A 14,874-nucleotide genomic window follows, 5' to 3' on the forward strand; every position below is an offset into this window, starting at 1 on the left:
CTGTGGCTATAATTGCTGTACCGGTGGTGTAAAAAGTGTATCGAATTCCTGTTGATGCCCTGCAGCCGGGCATGAAAATCGCCAGAGCAGTTTTTACCAGCGACGGCCATGTTTTGATTAATCAGGGGGTTGTATTAAAGCAGAGTTATATCAATCACCTGCGCCGTTTTGGGATCGCGTCCGTTTATGTGGAAGATGCCCTGGCTTTGGATTTGGCCGCTGAAGACGTCATCGATGAAGCCACCCGGATTGAAGCCGTGAAAACGGTGCGGGATTTCTTCGTGAGCAGCCGCCAAAACGGGTCCGGGCGCTGCCTGATATCCACCCGGAAATTAGAGGAAACCGTCAACCACATCATTGAGGATTTGCTGAGCCAGAGAAATCTGATGGTGAACCTGCAGGATATCCGCGCCATGGACGACTACACCTTTGGCCATTCCGTCAACGTCTGCGTGCTGTCCCTGGTCGCCGGCATCGGCCTGGGCTTCTCCCGGACCCAGTTGATGCATCTGGGCATGGGTGCGTTAATGCACGACATAGGCAAACTGAAGATCCCGCCCAGTATCATGAATAAACCGGGCAAATTGACGGATGAAGAGTTTGCCGTCATGAAGCAGCATACCACCTTCGGTTATGAGCTGCTGCGGCACGAAGTGAGCCTGCTCACCGCCCACATAGCCTTAGAGCACCATGAAAGATTTGACGGCGCCGGTTATCCCAATCGGATCAGCGGCAACGATATCCACTTGTTTTCCCGCATTTGCAGCGTGGCTGACGTCTTTGACGCCCTCACTGCCGACCGGGTGTATCGAAAAGCTTATCCACCCCATGAAGCCTATGAGTACCTGGCTGCTTCAGGAGGAAGCCAGTTTGATTATCACGTGGTAAATGCTTTCTTACGCAATGTGGCGGCTTACCCCACAGGGACCTGGGTGGAACTGAATACCAGGGAAATCGGGGTGGTCGTGGAGACAAAACCGGGCTTTGCCACCCGCCCCCTGGTACGCCTGTGCTTTGGCCCGGCGCCGGAACGGGAGCAGCTGCGCCAGCCGGAGGATGTGGATTTGACCCGTGTGCTGGATCGCTTGATCACGCGAGTCGTGCCGCGGGAGGAAGTAGAAAAAACAGCCCGTAACTTGCCTCGATTAGACAGCCATGTGTTAAAATAATAGTTGAGGTGAAAAAAGATGCCTACTTATGATTTTACCTGCAACAGCTGCAACCATAAATTCTCCGTTTTTACGTCCATCAGCGGCCGCAAGAACGTCAAGTGCCCGGAATGTGGGAGCGGCGATGTCACCCAGCGCATGACCGGATTTCTCTATGCCAAGTCCGGTAGTAGTAACGGATCCGGTGGCTCTTCCGGTTGCTCCGGCGGCAGCTGCGCCGGTTGTTCCGGCTGTTAGTGCAGGGGCCTCCGGGGTATTGTTCACGGCAAGGAATATCTTGGAGGTCTTCCAGACTGTAGACATAATCGCAGGGCTGGGGAGCGAGGGAACTCATCCCCCAATAGGGCTCCCTGCACACGGCGATTGACGGCAAAGGCCAGCGAAGGAGTCTGTCAACAAGTTGAGAGGCCCCTAAGGAATACCTTAGAGGCCTCGTTTTTTTAGCTGCGGCCCAGTTGTTCGAATTGGTCCGTATGCTCTTGGGACCACTGGTCTAAGCGGTCCCGGTCTTGCCATTGGCGCCGGTCCCTGTTTCCTTCCTGGTCGTCAAGCAAGTTCTTGGCAAACCTAAGGGGCATCGAGACGGCTGTTTGGCCGATTTGGCTGATCTGTCGCAGCATCTTGCCGGAAGGATTATTCCGGTCGCCGGTCAGTTCCCGGGTCAACGCAAAAGGCAGGGTTGCCAGTTCTTCCGTGGCGTCAAGTCCTTGCTTGATGATGGAAATAATGGACACATGGATCCCTCCAAGACACTTTTTGCTTATTATGATCCTAAGCTTAAGCCGTTATGAGGGACAAAAAAGGTAAATGCAGGCAGGAACCCGGGGAATAGATCTTTTCTGTAAGTAACTATTGACAGGGAATCTGTAAGCAACTATACTATTATTCAAAATCATTTGCCGAAGCGTATAAAAATGCAATTCGAAAAAGCAATGACGGGGGCCATGCCAATTAAATGTCTCAGGTCACAGAGAGCCGGGGCAGGTGGGAGCCGGTACCGGGCTTTAGTTGGAATCTCTCCTCGTAGCTGCTTTGGTGAACGGCACAGGGTGCCCAGTAATCAAAGACGGTGTGCGCGACCGTTATTTCGCGACAACGAGTTGGCTGTTTCATGCAGCAAACAGGGTGGTACCGCGGGAACCAGTGCCTCTCGTCCCTGGTAGTGATTGCCAGGGACGAGGGGTTTTTTTATTCTTCGTCCTGTAATAAATGTGCAATAAATAATTAAGGAGGGGCCATGCATGAGTTTAATCATTTACCTGGACGGCAAATACGTTCCCGAAGAGGAAGCGAAGTTATCGGTTTTTGACCACGGGGTACTGTACGGGGACGGCGTATTCGAAGGGATCCGGGCTTATCACGGCCGCGTTTTCAAGCTCCGGGAGCACCTGGTCCGGCTCTATGAATCTGCCCGCACCATTAACCTGAACATATGGCTATCCCTGGAGGAAATGCAGGAGGTTGTGCTGGAAACCCTGCGCCGCAATAACCTTAGGGATGGGTACATTCGCCTGGTGGTAACCCGGGGCAAGGGGGATTTAGGTTTAGATCCCAGGAACTGCCCGAAGGCCAGCATTTTCTGCATTGCCGCCAGCATCAAACTGTATCCGGAAGAGATGTACCAAAACGGCTTGGAAATCGTGACGGTGGCCACCCGGCGCAATATTCCGGAGGCCTGCAATCCCCAAGTGAAATCCTTGAACTACTTGAATAACATTTACGCCAAGATCGAGGCGGCCCAAGCCGGGGTAGCGGAAGCCTTAATGCTCAATCAGGAAGGCTTCGTGGTGGAGGCCACCGGGGACAACATTTTCCTGGTGAAAAACGGCAAGCTCATCACCCCGCCGCCCTACCTGGGACTGTTGAAAGGCATTACCAGGGATACGGTCATGGAACTGGCCCGGGAAATGGGAATTGAGGTGGAGGAAGCGGTCTTTACCCGCAATGAAGTGTACAATGCCGACGAGGTCTTCCTGACCGGCACGGCGGCGGAACTGATTCCGGTGGTGAAAGTAGACAGCCGGGTCATAGGCGACGGCAAACCGGGACCGGTCTTTGCCAGACTGCTGGAGGCTTACCGGGAACTGACGAAGATCAACGGACCGAAAATTTACCCCGATGAGGAGTGAGAAACGTGCCAAGCAAAACCATGAAGGAGGGCCTGGAAAAGGCACCCCACCGTTCTTTGTTAAAAGCCCTAGGCTTAACTGACGCGGAAATCCGCCGGCCCCTGGTCGGCATTGTGAATTCCTTTAATGAGGTGGTCCCCGGGCACATGCACCTGCGGCAAATCAGTGACGCGGTGAAGGCGGGAGTGAGGATGGCCGGGGGTACTCCTTTGGAGTTTCCCACCATCGCCGTGTGCGACGGGATTGCCATGAACCACGAGGGGATGCGGTATTCCCTGGCTTCCCGGGAACTGATCGCCGATACGATTGAAATCATGGCCAAAGCCCATGCCTTTGACGCCCTGGTGTTTATTCCCAACTGCGATAAGAACGTACCCGGCATGTTGATGGCTGCCGCCAGGCTGAACCTGCCTGCCGTCTTTGTCAGCGGCGGTCCCATGCTGCCCGGCGAACACCGGGGGCAGAAATTAACCTTAAACAGCATGTTTGAAGCCGTGGGCCGGGTGGCGGCCGGCACCATGACCATGGAGGAACTCCAGGAAATAGAAGATGCCGCCTGTCCCACCTGCGGCTCCTGTGCCGGCATGTTTACCGCCAATTCCATGAACTGTTTGACGGAAGTGCTGGGCATGGGTCTGCCGGGCAACGGCACCGTGCCGGCGGTTTATTCCGCCAGGCTCCGGCTGGCTAAAGTAGCCGGCATGAAAGTGATGGAACTGTTGGCCCGGGATATCAGGCCTTTAGATATTATGAAGCCGGAAGCTTTTGGGAATGCTTTGGCCGTGGATATGGCCATGGGCTGTTCCACCAATACGGCCCTGCACTTGCCTGCCATTGCCCGGGAAATCGGCATGAAGCTGGATTTAAGTCTCATCAATGAAATCAGTCAAAAGACGCCGCACTTGTGCAAACTGTCCCCCGCCGGGGAAGCGACCATGGACGACTTGGACCGGGCCGGCGGTGTGCCAGCCGTCATGAAGGAATTGGCGGATCACGGCCTTTTGGACGACAGTTTAATGACGGTTACCGGCCAAACCATCCGGGAGAATTTGAAAGATGTGGCCGTGTTGGACCGGTCCGTTATCCGGTCCGTAGAGGATCCCTACAGCCGCGACGGCGGCTTGGCGGTGCTGTGGGGCAATCTCGCCCCTGACGGAGCCATTGTGAAAAAGGCTGCCGTGGCTCCGGCCATGCTGGTCCATGAAGGACCCGCCCGGGTCTTTGATGCCGAAGAGGAAGCCGTTGCCGCCATTCTGGGTAAGAAAATCCAGCCCGGCGATGTAGTCGTGATCCGGTATGAAGGGCCGAAAGGCGGTCCCGGCATGCGGGAAATGCTGACCCCCACTTCCGCTTTGTGCGGCATGGGATTGGATGATAAAGTGGCTCTCATTACCGACGGTCGTTTCTCCGGCGCCAGCCGGGGCGCAGCCATCGGCCATGTCTCGCCGGAGGCCGCTTTGGGAGGTCCCATTGGGTTGCTCCAAGACGGGGACCGGATCAAAATTGATATTCCTAACCATTCTCTCCAGGTGTTACTTGACGAAGCGGAACTGGCAGCCAGGCGGGCCAATTGGCAAGCGCCTGCGCCTCGGATTAAGAGGGGCTACATGGCCAGATATGCCAATACGGTGACTTCCGCGAGTACGGGGGCGATTGTAGATGGCTAAGAAGTTAACAGGAGCGCAAATCCTGTTGGAAGCTCTGCAGAGGGAAGGGGTGGACACCATTTTCGGTTACCCCGGCGGAGCTGTCCTACCAATCTATGATGCTTTGTTTAATACACCGTCCATCCGGCATGTCCTGGTGCGGCATGAACAAGGGGCGGTGCATGCCGCCGACGGTTATGCCCGTTCCACCGGTAAACCCGGGGTGGTCTTTGCCACCTCGGGCCCCGGGGCGACGAACCTGGTTACCGGCATCGCTACCGCCTATATGGACTCGGTGCCCCTGGTGGCGGTGACGGGCCAGGTGGCGCTCAGTCTCCTGGGCCGGGACTCTTTCCAGGAAGCCGACATTACCGGCATTACCTTGCCGATCACGAAATACAACTACCTGGTGAAGGATCCCAACGAATTAGCCTATGTGATTCACGAGGCTTTTTATGTAGCTACTTCCGGGCGCCCCGGACCGGTGTTAATCGATATCCCCAAGGATGTCCAGGCGGCGCTGGTGCCCTTTGATGAGTACCCGCCGCGGGAGCTGGAATTACCGGGCTACCAGTTGACGGAAAATCACTTGGAAGAAAAGCTGGCGACCATTTTGGGAGAACTGGCCGAGGCGGAAAAGCCGGTCATCTTCGCCGGCGGCGGCGTGATTAAATCCGGTGCCGCCGGGGAGCTCATGGCTTTGGCGGAAAAGACCAACATCCCCGTGGCGTACAGCCTGATGGGCAAAGGGGCTTTTCCGGACAATCATCCCTTGTGCCTCGGGATGGTTGGCATGCACGGCTTGGCCCATACTAACTATGCCTTTACCGAATGTGACTTCTTGCTAGGGCTGGGAGTTAGGTTTAGCGACCGGGTCACGGGAAAACTGGATGAATTCTGCCCGCGGGCGACCATCGTCCATGTGGATATTGACCCGGCGGAAATCAACAAGAACATCCGTGCCCATTATCCCGTAATCGGGGATATTAAGAATGTTTTGAAAATCATGCTGCCGCTGTTAGAAAAATTCACCTTCAAGGACTTTACCCCTTGGCATGAAAAAATTGCCGCATGGAAACAACAATACCCCCTCCGGTATGAGAATAAAGGGTTGAAACCGCAGTATATTATACAGCAGATCAACGAGTTGACTAACGGTGAAGCTTTCATTACCACCGAAGTAGGGCAAAACCAGATGTGGGCGGCCCAGTACTACCGGGCCACCAGGCCCAGGAGCTTTATCTCCTCCGGAGGTTTAGGCACCATGGGCTACGGCTTGCCGGCGGCCGTCGGCGTGCAAATCGCCCACCCGGATGCGGTGGTGGTGAATATCTCCGGGGACGGCAGCTTCCAGATGAACGTGCAGGAACTGGCTACCGCCGTCCAAAATGAGCTGCCCATCAACGTCGTGATTCTAAATAACGGCTATTTAGGCATGGTACGCCAGTGGCAGGAGATGTTCCTGGACCGCCGCTACTCTCATGTGGATATTACCTTCGGTCCCGATTTTGTCAAACTGGCGGAAGCCTACGGGGCCGTGGGCCTGCGGGTGGAGCGGCCGGAGGATGTGCGCCCTGCCTTGGAAGAGGCCCTCAAATCGAAGCGGACCTATGTCATTGACTGCATTGTAGAGCGGGAAGAAAACGTGTTACCCATGGTACCCGCCGGAAGTGCCATTCACAACATGTTAGGGAGGTAATGGCATGAAGCATACCCTGTCAGTCTTGGTGGAAAATAAGCCCGGGGTCCTGACCAGGATCGCCGGATTATTTGCCCGCCGGGGATACAACATCGACAGCTTAGCCGTCGGGCGTACGGAGGATCCGGCGGTGTCCAGAATGACCATCGTGGTTGACGGCGACGAGCGGGTCATTGAGCAGGTGACGAAACAGCTGAACAAGCTGGTGGATGTCATCAAGCTGACTGACATGACCAACGAGGAATATGTGGACCGGGAATTAATCCTGATCAAAGTGCATGCAGACCCGACCACCCGGGCCGAGATCATGCAGATCGTGGATATTTTCCGGGCGAGGATCGTGGATATCGGGCGTAACAGCTTGATCATTGAATGTACCGGCGACGCAGGCAAGATTAACGCCATCGAAAGTGCCCTCAGGCCTTTCGGGGTGCGGGAACTGGTACGGACCGGAAGAATTGCTCTGGCGCGCGGATCAAAACACAAGAACGGCAGTTGATTCCCGAAAAGGAGGGTTAGGTTTGAGTATCACAGGTGCCAAGGCATTGATTAAGAGCCTGGAAGCGGAAGGAGTCGAAATAGTTTTCGGCTATCCGGGGGGAGCTGTCCTTTCCATCTACGATGCCCTGCGGGAATCTTCCATTCGACACGTGCTGGTGCGGCAGGAACAGGCCGCCGTCCACGCGGCCAGCGGTTATGCCCGGGTGACCGGTCGTCCGGGGGTGTGCCTGGCTACTTCCGGACCCGGGGCTACCAATTTGGTGACCGGCATAGCCACCGCCTACATGGACTCCATTCCCATTATCGCCATCACCGGCCAGGTGGCCACCAGCATGGTGGGAACCGACGCTTTCCAGGAAGTTGATATCTTCGGCATTACCATGCCGATTACCAAGCATAACTATTTAGTGCAAAGAGCCGAGGACTTACCGCGGGTTGTGCGGGAGGCGTTTCACATCGCCAGTACCGGCCGGCCCGGCCCGGTCTTAATTGACATTCCCAGGGATGTGTCCGGCGGCCTGTTGGAGGAATACGCGCCGGTAACGCGAGTGGAACTGCGTGGCTACAAGCCCACCTACCGCGGCCACCCCGCTCAGGTGCGCAACCTGGCCCAGTTGATCAAGGATGCCCAAAGGCCGCTCATCTATGCGGGCGGGGGCGTGCTGCGGTCAGGCGCTCATGAGGAACTGCTGAAATTGGCTGAGCTCATCAGCGCTCCTGTCACCACCACCCTGCAGGGGATCGGGGCTTTCCCGGAAAATCATCCCCTGTCATTGGGGATGCTGGGCATGCACGGTACTCCCTATGCCAACTTGGCCGTGCAGCAGTGTGACCTGTTAATCGGGCTGGGAGTGCGGTTTGACGACCGGGTGACCCTGGCGGTGCAGAAATTTGCTCCCCAAGCCAAAATCGTGCACGTGGATGTGGACCCGGCCGAGATCGGGAAAAACGTGGTAACAGATCTTCCCATCGTGGGCGACATTCGCCTCGTACTGGAGGACCTGCTGGGCTTGCTCAGCAAAAAGGAATGCCCGGAGTGGGTGGAGGAAATCCACCGGCTGAAAAAAGAACACCCGTTATACTACGGCAATCCCCAGGAGGGGCTTAAGCCGCAATACGTATTGGAAAAACTTGGTGAGATGCTGAGAGAGGAAGAAGCCATCGTTACCTCTGATGTGGGGCAGCATCAAATGTGGGCGGCCCAGTACTGCAAGTTTCTACGGCCCAATACCTTCTTGACCACCGGTGGATTAGGCACCATGGGCTACGGGTTCCCCGCCGCCGTGGGAGCGCAGATTGCCAATCCCAAGGCCAAGGTGGTGGCCGTGACCGGTGACGGGAGTTTTCAAATGCACATGGCCGAATTAGGCACGGCGACGGAAAACCGGCTTCCCATCAAAATCCTCCTGTTCAATAACAGCTATTTGGGCATGGTGAAGCAGCTGCAGCACTTCTTTGTCGGAGGCCGCTACGCCGGGGTGGAGTTCCACGGCAACCCGGATTTTGTGAAGCTGGTCAGCGCTTATGACAACGCTTGCGGCTACCGGATCACGTCCCCCGGGGATGTGGAACCGGTGCTTAAAGAAGCCCTGCAAAACGACAAGCTGACCTTGATTGAATGCGTGATCAGCGATAATGAATGGGTCTATCCCATCGTACCAAACGACAAGGGGTTGGATGAAATGATCCAGTTTCCCAGGGAGGAATAGAGTCAGGATGAAGGATCGAGTATACATTTTCGATACAACCTTAAGAGACGGGGAACAAACGCCGGGCGTCAGCCTCAATATTCATGAAAAACTGGAAATTGCCGCCCAGCTGGCCCGGCTGGGGGTGGACGTGATTGAAGCGGGTTTTCCCATCACCTCCAAAGGGGATTATGAGGCGGTCAGGGCCATTGCCGGGTCCATTAAAGGCCCAGCTATCTGCGCCCTGGCCAGGGCTTCCGAAAAAGACATCGATGTGGCCTGGGAAGCCCTGCAGGAAGCGGAGAATCCTCGCATTCATACTTTTATCGCCAGCTCCGATATTCATTTGAAATACAAATTGAAAATGACCAGGGAAGAAGTCCTGGAGGCTATCACCAGGGCCGTTACCTACGCCAGGCGGTATACAAGCAACGTGGAGTTTTCCCCGGAAGATGCCTCCCGGACGGACCGGGACTTCATCTGCCGGGTAGTGGAAACCGCCATCAAGGCGGGGGCGAAAGTGGTCAACATCCCCGATACCGTGGGCTATGCCACTCCCGAAGAATTCGGCAGTTTTATCGCCAACATCACCAACCGGGTACCCAATATCGATCAAGCCATTATCAGCGTCCACTGTCACAATGATTTGGGCCTGGCGGTGGCCAATACCCTGGCGGCTTTGAAAAACGGGGCCCGGCAGGTGGAAGGAACCATCAACGGCATTGGGGAACGGGCCGGCAACGTGTCCCTGGAGGAAGTGATTATGGCCCTGGTCACCCGCAAGGACCAGTACGGCTTAACCACGGGGATCAATACGGAAGAAATCTACCGCACCAGCCGGCTGGTCAGTTCCATGACGGGCATGGCTGTCCATGCCAATAAACCCATCGTGGGGAAAAACGTCTTTGTCCACGAGTCCGGCATTCACCAGGACGGGGTCCTGAAAGAAAGGACTACCTATGAAATCATGAACCCGGCCACCATCGGTATGACGGTGAACAACATCGTCTTAGGCAAGCATTCCGGCCGGCATGCTTTCCGGGAAAGGCTGGCGGAACTGGGCTACAAGCTCAGTGAAGAGGCCCTGGAAAAAGCATTTGCCCGGTTTAAGGACCTGGCGGACCGGAAGAAAGAAATCACCGACCGGGATCTGGAAGCCATTGTGGAAGACCAGATCCGGATTGTGCCGGAAAAATTCCACTTGGAGCACATGCACATTTCCAGCGGCAACCGGGTGCTGCCCACCGCCACCGTGGGGATCCGTTTCGATGACCGGCTGGTGGAAGAAGCCGCCTGTGGAGATGGGCCCATCGATGCGGTGTTTAAAGCCATTGACAAGATTACCGGCATCCCCGTATGCCTGAAGCATTACGCTTTAAATGCCGTCACCGGCGGCAAGGATGCCATCGGGGAAGTGGTGGTGCGCCTGGCGGTGCGGGACAAAGTGTTTATCGGCCGCGGCTTGAGCGTGGATGTCATTGAAGCCAGCGCCAAGGCTTATATCAACGCCCTGAATAAAGCGGTTTTTGAACTAGGTGAAGAAATTATGCATAGCGGCAAGGAGAGTGAAGCCAATGGGAATGACCATCACGGAAAAAATACTTGCTGAGCACGCCGGCAAGGAATTTGTGGAGCCGGGGGAACTGATCAACGCCCGGCTGGACCTGGTGCTGGGAAATGACATTACCGCACCGGTAGCCATCAAGGAATTTGAAAAACTCGGCATCGAGAAGGTGTTTGATCCGGATAAAGTAGTGCTGGTGCCGGACCATTTCACTCCCAACAAGGACATCAAGTCCGCTGAGCTGGCGAAAACCGTGCGGGAATTCGCCAAGAAGCAGGGTTTGACCAATTATTTTGAAGTAGGCCGGATGGGCATTGAGCACTGCCTGCTCCCGGAACAAGGGCTGGTCCTGCCGGGCGACGTAGTCATCGGTGCCGATTCCCACACCTGCACCTACGGCGCCCTGGGGGCTTTTGCCACCGGGGTGGGCAGCACCGACATGGCCGCCGGTATGGCCACCGGGGAAGCCTGGTTTAAGGTACCTGAGACCATCAAGTTCATCTACTACGGCAAGCTGAGACCTTATGTCAGCGGCAAAGACCTGATTCTCTACACCATCGGTTTGATCGGCGTCGACGGGGCCAGGTACATGGCCATGGAGTTTACCGGCGAAACTATCAAGGAACTCTCCATGGATAACCGGCTCACCATGGCCAACATGGCCATTGAAGCCGGGGCGAAAAACGGCATCTTCGAGCCGGACGAAATCACCCTGGCTTACGTGGAAAAGCGGGCCAAGCGGCCCTATCAGGTCTACCACAGCGACCCTGATGCCAAGTATGCCCAGGTGATCGAGATTGATGTGAGCAAGATCGAGCCCCAAGTGGCTTTCCCCCATTTGCCGGAAAACACCCGGCCCATCAGCGCGGTAGGCGAGGTCAAGATCGACCAGGTGGTGATCGGTTCTTGCACCAACGGCCGCATTGAGGACCTCAGAGTGGCCGCCTCCATTTTGAAAGGTAAGAAAGTCCACCCGGATGTGCGCCTGATCGTGATCCCCGGGACACAGGCCATTTACCTGCAGGCCGTGCGGGAAGGGCTGGTGGAGGCCATCGTGGAGGCCGGCGGCGCTTTCAGCACCCCAACTTGCGGCCCGTGCCTGGGCGGCCACATGGGCATCCTGGCGAAAGGGGAAAGAGCCGTCTCCACCACCAACCGCAATTTTGTCGGCCGCATGGGCCACCCTGAAAGTGAAGTATATCTAGCCAGCCCGGCGGTGGCGGCTGCCAGCGCCATTCTAGGCAGGATTGCCGGGCCCGAGGAGGTAGCGTAAGATGCTGTTTCAAGGCAAAGCATTTAAATTCGGCAATGATATCGATACCGATGCCATTATCCCGGCGCGGCACATGAACACCGCCGTGCCGGAGGAACTGGCGAAACACTGCATGGAAGACGCGGATCCGGAGTTTGTCAATAAAATGTCCCCCGGTGACATTATTGTGGCCGGGAAGAACTTCGGCTGCGGCAGTTCCCGGGAACATGCCCCTATTGCCATCAAGTACGCCGGCGTCTCCTGTGTGGTGGCCAAATCTTTTGCCCGGATCTTTTACCGCAATGCCATCAACATCGGCCTGCCCATTTTTGAATGCCCGGAAGCGGTGGACGGCATCGAGGAAGGGCATCAAGTGGAAGTCAATGCTGATACTGGCGTGATCAAAAACTTGACCACCGGGCAGGAATACCAGGCAAAGCCCTTCCCGGAGTTCATGCAGCAGCTGATTGAGGCCGGGGGATTGATGGCTTACGTGAAAGAGAGGGTGAAGGTCCGTGGCTAGAATCGCCGTATTGCCCGGGGACGGCATTGGCAAGGAAATCGTCCCTGAGGCGCAAAAGGTGCTCAATGTGGTTGCCGGTATTTACGGTTTAGAATTGGAATATGAAGAAGGGCTCATCGGCGGCGCCGCCATCGACGCCACCGGTGTGCCCCTGCCGGAGGAAACGGTGCAGCTGTGCCGGTCCAGCGACGCCGTGCTGCTGGGCGCCGTGGGCGGTCCCAAGTGGGATAACCTGCCCGTGGAGAAACGACCGGAAGTCGCCGCCCTCCTGCCCCTGCGCAAGAAACTGGGCTTGTACGCCAATATCCGTCCCGCTTTCCTGTTCCCGGCCCTGGTGAATGCCTCCTCCCTGAAACCGGAAGTGGTGGCAGGCACTGACCTGGTGGTGATCCGGGAATTGACCGGTGGTATTTACTTCGGGGAGAAAAAACGGGAAAAACATGAAAGCGGCGAAATGGCCCTGGATGCGCTGGTCTATACCACGGAAGAAATCGAAAGGATCTTGAGGCTGGGCTTTGAAACCGCCAGGCAGAGGCGGAAGAAGCTGACCTCCGTGGATAAAGCGAATGTCCTGGAGAGCTCCCGTCTATGGCGGGAAACCGCCGCGAGACTGGCCCAGGAGTATCCTGATGTGGAATTAGAGCATATGTATGTAGATAACTGCGCCATGCAGCTCATCAGAAAACCTACCCAGTTTGACGTGATCGTTACGGAAAACATGTTTGGCGATATTCTCACCGATGAAGCCTCCATGCTGACCGGCTCCATCGGCATGCTGGCCTCCGCCAGCATCGGCGGCCAAGTGGCCCTGTATGAACCGGCCCACGGTTCCGCTCCTGATATCGCCGGGCAGGGCAAAGCCAACCCGCTGGCCACCATCCTGTCCGCCGGTTTAATGCTCCAGTACAGCTTCAACCTGCCGGAAGCTCTGGAGCGCATCAAAAGGGCCATCGGCAGCGTGTTGGAGGCCGGTTACCGGACACCGGACATTATGGAACCGGGTTGTACACTAGTAAACACCAGCACCATGGGAGATCTGGTCTGCCAGTATCTAAGTGGGGAGAAGCTATGAACAAGATCTGGGTCTACGACACGACACTCAGGGACGGCTCCCAAGGAGAGGGGGTCTCCTTAACCGTTGAAGACAAGTTGAAAATCACCGCGCGCTTGGACCATCTGGGCGTGGACTACATCGAAGGGGGTTGGCCCGGTTCCAACCCCAAGGATTTAGAGTACTTCCGGCGGGTGGGCGAGTTGAAGCTGCAGCATGCCAAAGTTACGGCTTTCGGCAGCACCCGGCGCCCTGGCATCAAAGCGGAAGAGGACGCCAATTTACAGGCCCTGATCAATGCCGGCGTGCCGGCGGCGGCCATCTTCGGCAAGAGCTGGGACCTGCATGTGCTGGAGGCCCTGGGTACCACCCTGGCGGAAAACCTGCGCATGATCGAGGATTCCGTCCGGTTCCTGAAAAGCCGGGGGATGGAAGTCATCTTTGATGCGGAGCATTTCTTTGACGGGTATAAGAGAAATCCCGATTACGCTTTGCGGGTCCTGGAGGCCGCCTTTAACGCCGGGGCCGACTGGCTGGTTCTCTGCGACACCAACGGAGGGAGCCTGCCCGAGGAAGTTTTCCGGGCGGTGGAAGAGGTGGCCCGGCGTTTTCAACATCCCCTGGGCATCCACTGCCATAACGACGGGGAACTGGCGGTCGCCAACACCCTTATGGCCATTCAAGCCGGGGTGACCCAGGTGCAGGGAACCATCAACGGGATGGGCGAAAGGTGCGGCAACGCCAACCTGTGCAGCGTGATCCCCAATTTGGAGTTAAAACTGGGTTACCAGTGCTTGCCGAAAGGCCATATCCGGCACCTGACTGAGTGCTCCCGCTATGTCAGTGAAATCGCCAATTTAGTGCAGCACAATAACCAGCCTTTTGTGGGCCAGAGCGCTTTCGCCCATAAGGGCGGCATTCACGTGAGCGCAGTGCTGAAGCACCCGGAAACCTATGAGCACATGCCCCCGGAAGCAGTGGGCAACACCCGCCGCATCTTGGTCTCGGAGCTCTCCGGTGCTTCAAATCTAGTCGGCAAGGCGGAGCAATTCGGGGTTGATTTTTCCGACAAAGCCTTTACCAAGGAGTTAATCCAGAGCATTAAGGAAATGGAATTCCAGGGCTATCAATTTGAAGGGGCTGAGGCTTCCCTGGAGTTACTGGTCAAAAAGGCTACCGGCGAGTACAGCCCTTACTTCCAGGTGGATTCCTTCAAGATCCTGTCGGAAAAGGTGGCCGAGGGCAAAACCATTTCCGAGGCTATGGTGAAGGTTCGGGTAGGGGACCGGATGGTGCATACCGCCGCCGAAGGCAACGGTCCCGTGAACGCCTTGGATAACGCCCTCCGCAAAGGATTGGAGGAGTTTTTCCCGGCCATCGCCGAGATGCATTTAAGCGACTACAAGGTCCGGGTGCTGGACGAAAAAGATGCCACCGCCGCCAAGGTGCGGGTTCTCATCGAATCCCGCGATGTCACGGGCGCCTGGAGCACCGTCGGCGTCTCCACCGACATTATCGAAGCCAGCTGGGAAGCGCTGCTGGACAGTTTCAACTATTTCCTCATGAAAAGAAACGCCGGCCAGAAGTTGGCGGCCAACGATGCTTGAGTCAAAAGCTGTCAGGCGACAGCTTTTGATTTTTTTTTTCTTGAA

General features: G+C 56.3%; 13 protein-coding genes and 1 other annotated feature. Of the genes, 12 read left to right on the forward strand and 1 reads right to left on the reverse strand.

Going from position 1 to position 14,874, the window contains the following annotated elements:
* Window positions 1-35 precede the first annotated feature (35 nt).
* Window positions 36-1,169 carry an HD-GYP domain-containing protein gene (locus GXX34_12380; protein ID HHW08304.1) on the forward strand — a complete coding sequence of 378 codons (1,134 nt, stop codon included), beginning with the start codon at window positions 36-38 and terminating at the stop codon, window positions 1,167-1,169.
* Between the two features lie 18 nt (window positions 1,170-1,187).
* A complete protein-coding gene (locus tag GXX34_12385) occupies window positions 1,188-1,406 on the forward strand; it encodes a zinc ribbon domain-containing protein (GenBank protein HHW08305.1) in 219 nt (72 codons plus the stop codon).
* Window positions 1,407-1,609: 203 nt separating this feature from the next.
* On the opposite strand, the gene GXX34_12390 is transcribed toward GXX34_12385, so the two are convergent.
* Window positions 1,610-1,903: a hypothetical protein gene (locus tag GXX34_12390; GenBank protein ID HHW08306.1), complete on the reverse strand. Its 294-nt coding sequence runs from the start codon at window positions 1,901-1,903 to the stop codon at window positions 1,610-1,612.
* A gap of 189 nt (window positions 1,904-2,092) precedes the next feature.
* Window positions 2,093-2,330: a binding site (T-box leader), on the forward strand.
* 80 nt (window positions 2,331-2,410) lie between these two features.
* Between GXX34_12390 and ilvE the strand changes: the two genes are divergently transcribed.
* From ilvE to GXX34_12440, 10 genes are read left to right on the forward strand one after another with little or no spacing between them, the layout of a single operon-like run.
* The gene (gene ilvE, locus GXX34_12395) at window positions 2,411-3,298 is read left to right on the forward strand and encodes a branched-chain-amino-acid transaminase (GenBank protein HHW08307.1); all 888 of its coding nucleotides are present in this window, start codon (window positions 2,411-2,413) and stop codon (window positions 3,296-3,298) included.
* Window positions 3,299-3,303: 5 nt separating this feature from the next.
* Window positions 3,304-4,965 (forward strand): dihydroxy-acid dehydratase, encoded by a 1,662-nt coding sequence (gene ilvD / locus GXX34_12400; protein HHW08308.1) that lies wholly within the window; start codon window positions 3,304-3,306, stop codon window positions 4,963-4,965.
* A complete protein-coding gene (gene ilvB / locus GXX34_12405) occupies window positions 4,958-6,643 on the forward strand; it encodes a biosynthetic-type acetolactate synthase large subunit (GenBank protein ID HHW08309.1) in 1,686 nt (561 codons plus the stop codon). Before ilvD ends, ilvB (GXX34_12405) begins: the two co-directional genes overlap by 8 nt.
* 4 nt (window positions 6,644-6,647) lie before the next feature.
* On the forward strand, window positions 6,648-7,142 hold the full coding sequence (gene ilvN / locus GXX34_12410; protein ID HHW08310.1) for an acetolactate synthase small subunit: 495 nt from the start codon (window positions 6,648-6,650) through the stop codon (window positions 7,140-7,142).
* 22 nt (window positions 7,143-7,164) lie between these two features.
* A complete protein-coding gene (gene ilvB / locus GXX34_12415; protein ID HHW08311.1) occupies window positions 7,165-8,853 on the forward strand; it encodes a biosynthetic-type acetolactate synthase large subunit in 1,689 nt (562 codons plus the stop codon).
* Window positions 8,854-8,860: 7 nt separating this feature from the next.
* Window positions 8,861-10,441, forward strand: coding sequence for a 2-isopropylmalate synthase (locus tag GXX34_12420; GenBank protein HHW08312.1), 1,581 nt, complete (start codon window positions 8,861-8,863; stop codon window positions 10,439-10,441).
* On the forward strand, window positions 10,407-11,669 hold the full coding sequence (gene leuC / locus GXX34_12425; GenBank protein ID HHW08313.1) for a 3-isopropylmalate dehydratase large subunit: 1,263 nt from the start codon (window positions 10,407-10,409) through the stop codon (window positions 11,667-11,669). Before GXX34_12420 ends, leuC begins: the two co-directional genes overlap by 35 nt.
* Before the next feature lies 1 nt (window position 11,670).
* Window positions 11,671-12,171, forward strand: coding sequence for a 3-isopropylmalate dehydratase small subunit (leuD, locus tag GXX34_12430; GenBank protein ID HHW08314.1), 501 nt, complete (start codon window positions 11,671-11,673; stop codon window positions 12,169-12,171).
* Window positions 12,164-13,243 (forward strand): 3-isopropylmalate dehydrogenase, encoded by a 1,080-nt coding sequence (gene leuB / locus GXX34_12435; GenBank protein ID HHW08315.1) that lies wholly within the window; start codon window positions 12,164-12,166, stop codon window positions 13,241-13,243. Before leuD ends, leuB begins: the two co-directional genes overlap by 8 nt.
* Window positions 13,240-14,829 carry a citramalate synthase gene (locus tag GXX34_12440; protein ID HHW08316.1) on the forward strand — a complete coding sequence of 530 codons (1,590 nt, stop codon included), beginning with the start codon at window positions 13,240-13,242 and terminating at the stop codon, window positions 14,827-14,829. The genes leuB and GXX34_12440 overlap by 4 nt, the downstream gene beginning before the upstream one ends.
* Window positions 14,830-14,874 lie beyond the last annotated feature (45 nt).

It is taken from the genome of Clostridia bacterium, from assembly GCA_012840125.1.
In the GTDB taxonomy this organism is placed as follows: Bacteria; Bacillota; DULZ01; order DULZ01; family DULZ01; genus DULZ01.

Coding starts and splice junctions, on each gene's coding strand:
- leuD (HHW08314.1), top strand. CDS start 11,671: ATGCTGTTTCAAGGCAAAGCATTTAAATTCGGCAATGATATCGATACC.
- ilvE (HHW08307.1), top strand. CDS start 2,411: ATGAGTTTAATCATTTACCTGGACGGCAAATACGTTCCCGAAGAGGAA.
- ilvN (HHW08310.1), top strand. CDS start 6,648: ATGAAGCATACCCTGTCAGTCTTGGTGGAAAATAAGCCCGGGGTCCTG.
- leuC (HHW08313.1), top strand. CDS start 10,407: ATGGGAATGACCATCACGGAAAAAATACTTGCTGAGCACGCCGGCAAG.
- ilvB (HHW08309.1), top strand. CDS start 4,958: ATGGCTAAGAAGTTAACAGGAGCGCAAATCCTGTTGGAAGCTCTGCAG.
- GXX34_12385 (HHW08305.1), top strand. CDS start 1,188: ATGCCTACTTATGATTTTACCTGCAACAGCTGCAACCATAAATTCTCC.
- GXX34_12440 (HHW08316.1), top strand. CDS start 13,240: ATGAACAAGATCTGGGTCTACGACACGACACTCAGGGACGGCTCCCAA.
- GXX34_12420 (HHW08312.1), top strand. CDS start 8,861: ATGAAGGATCGAGTATACATTTTCGATACAACCTTAAGAGACGGGGAA.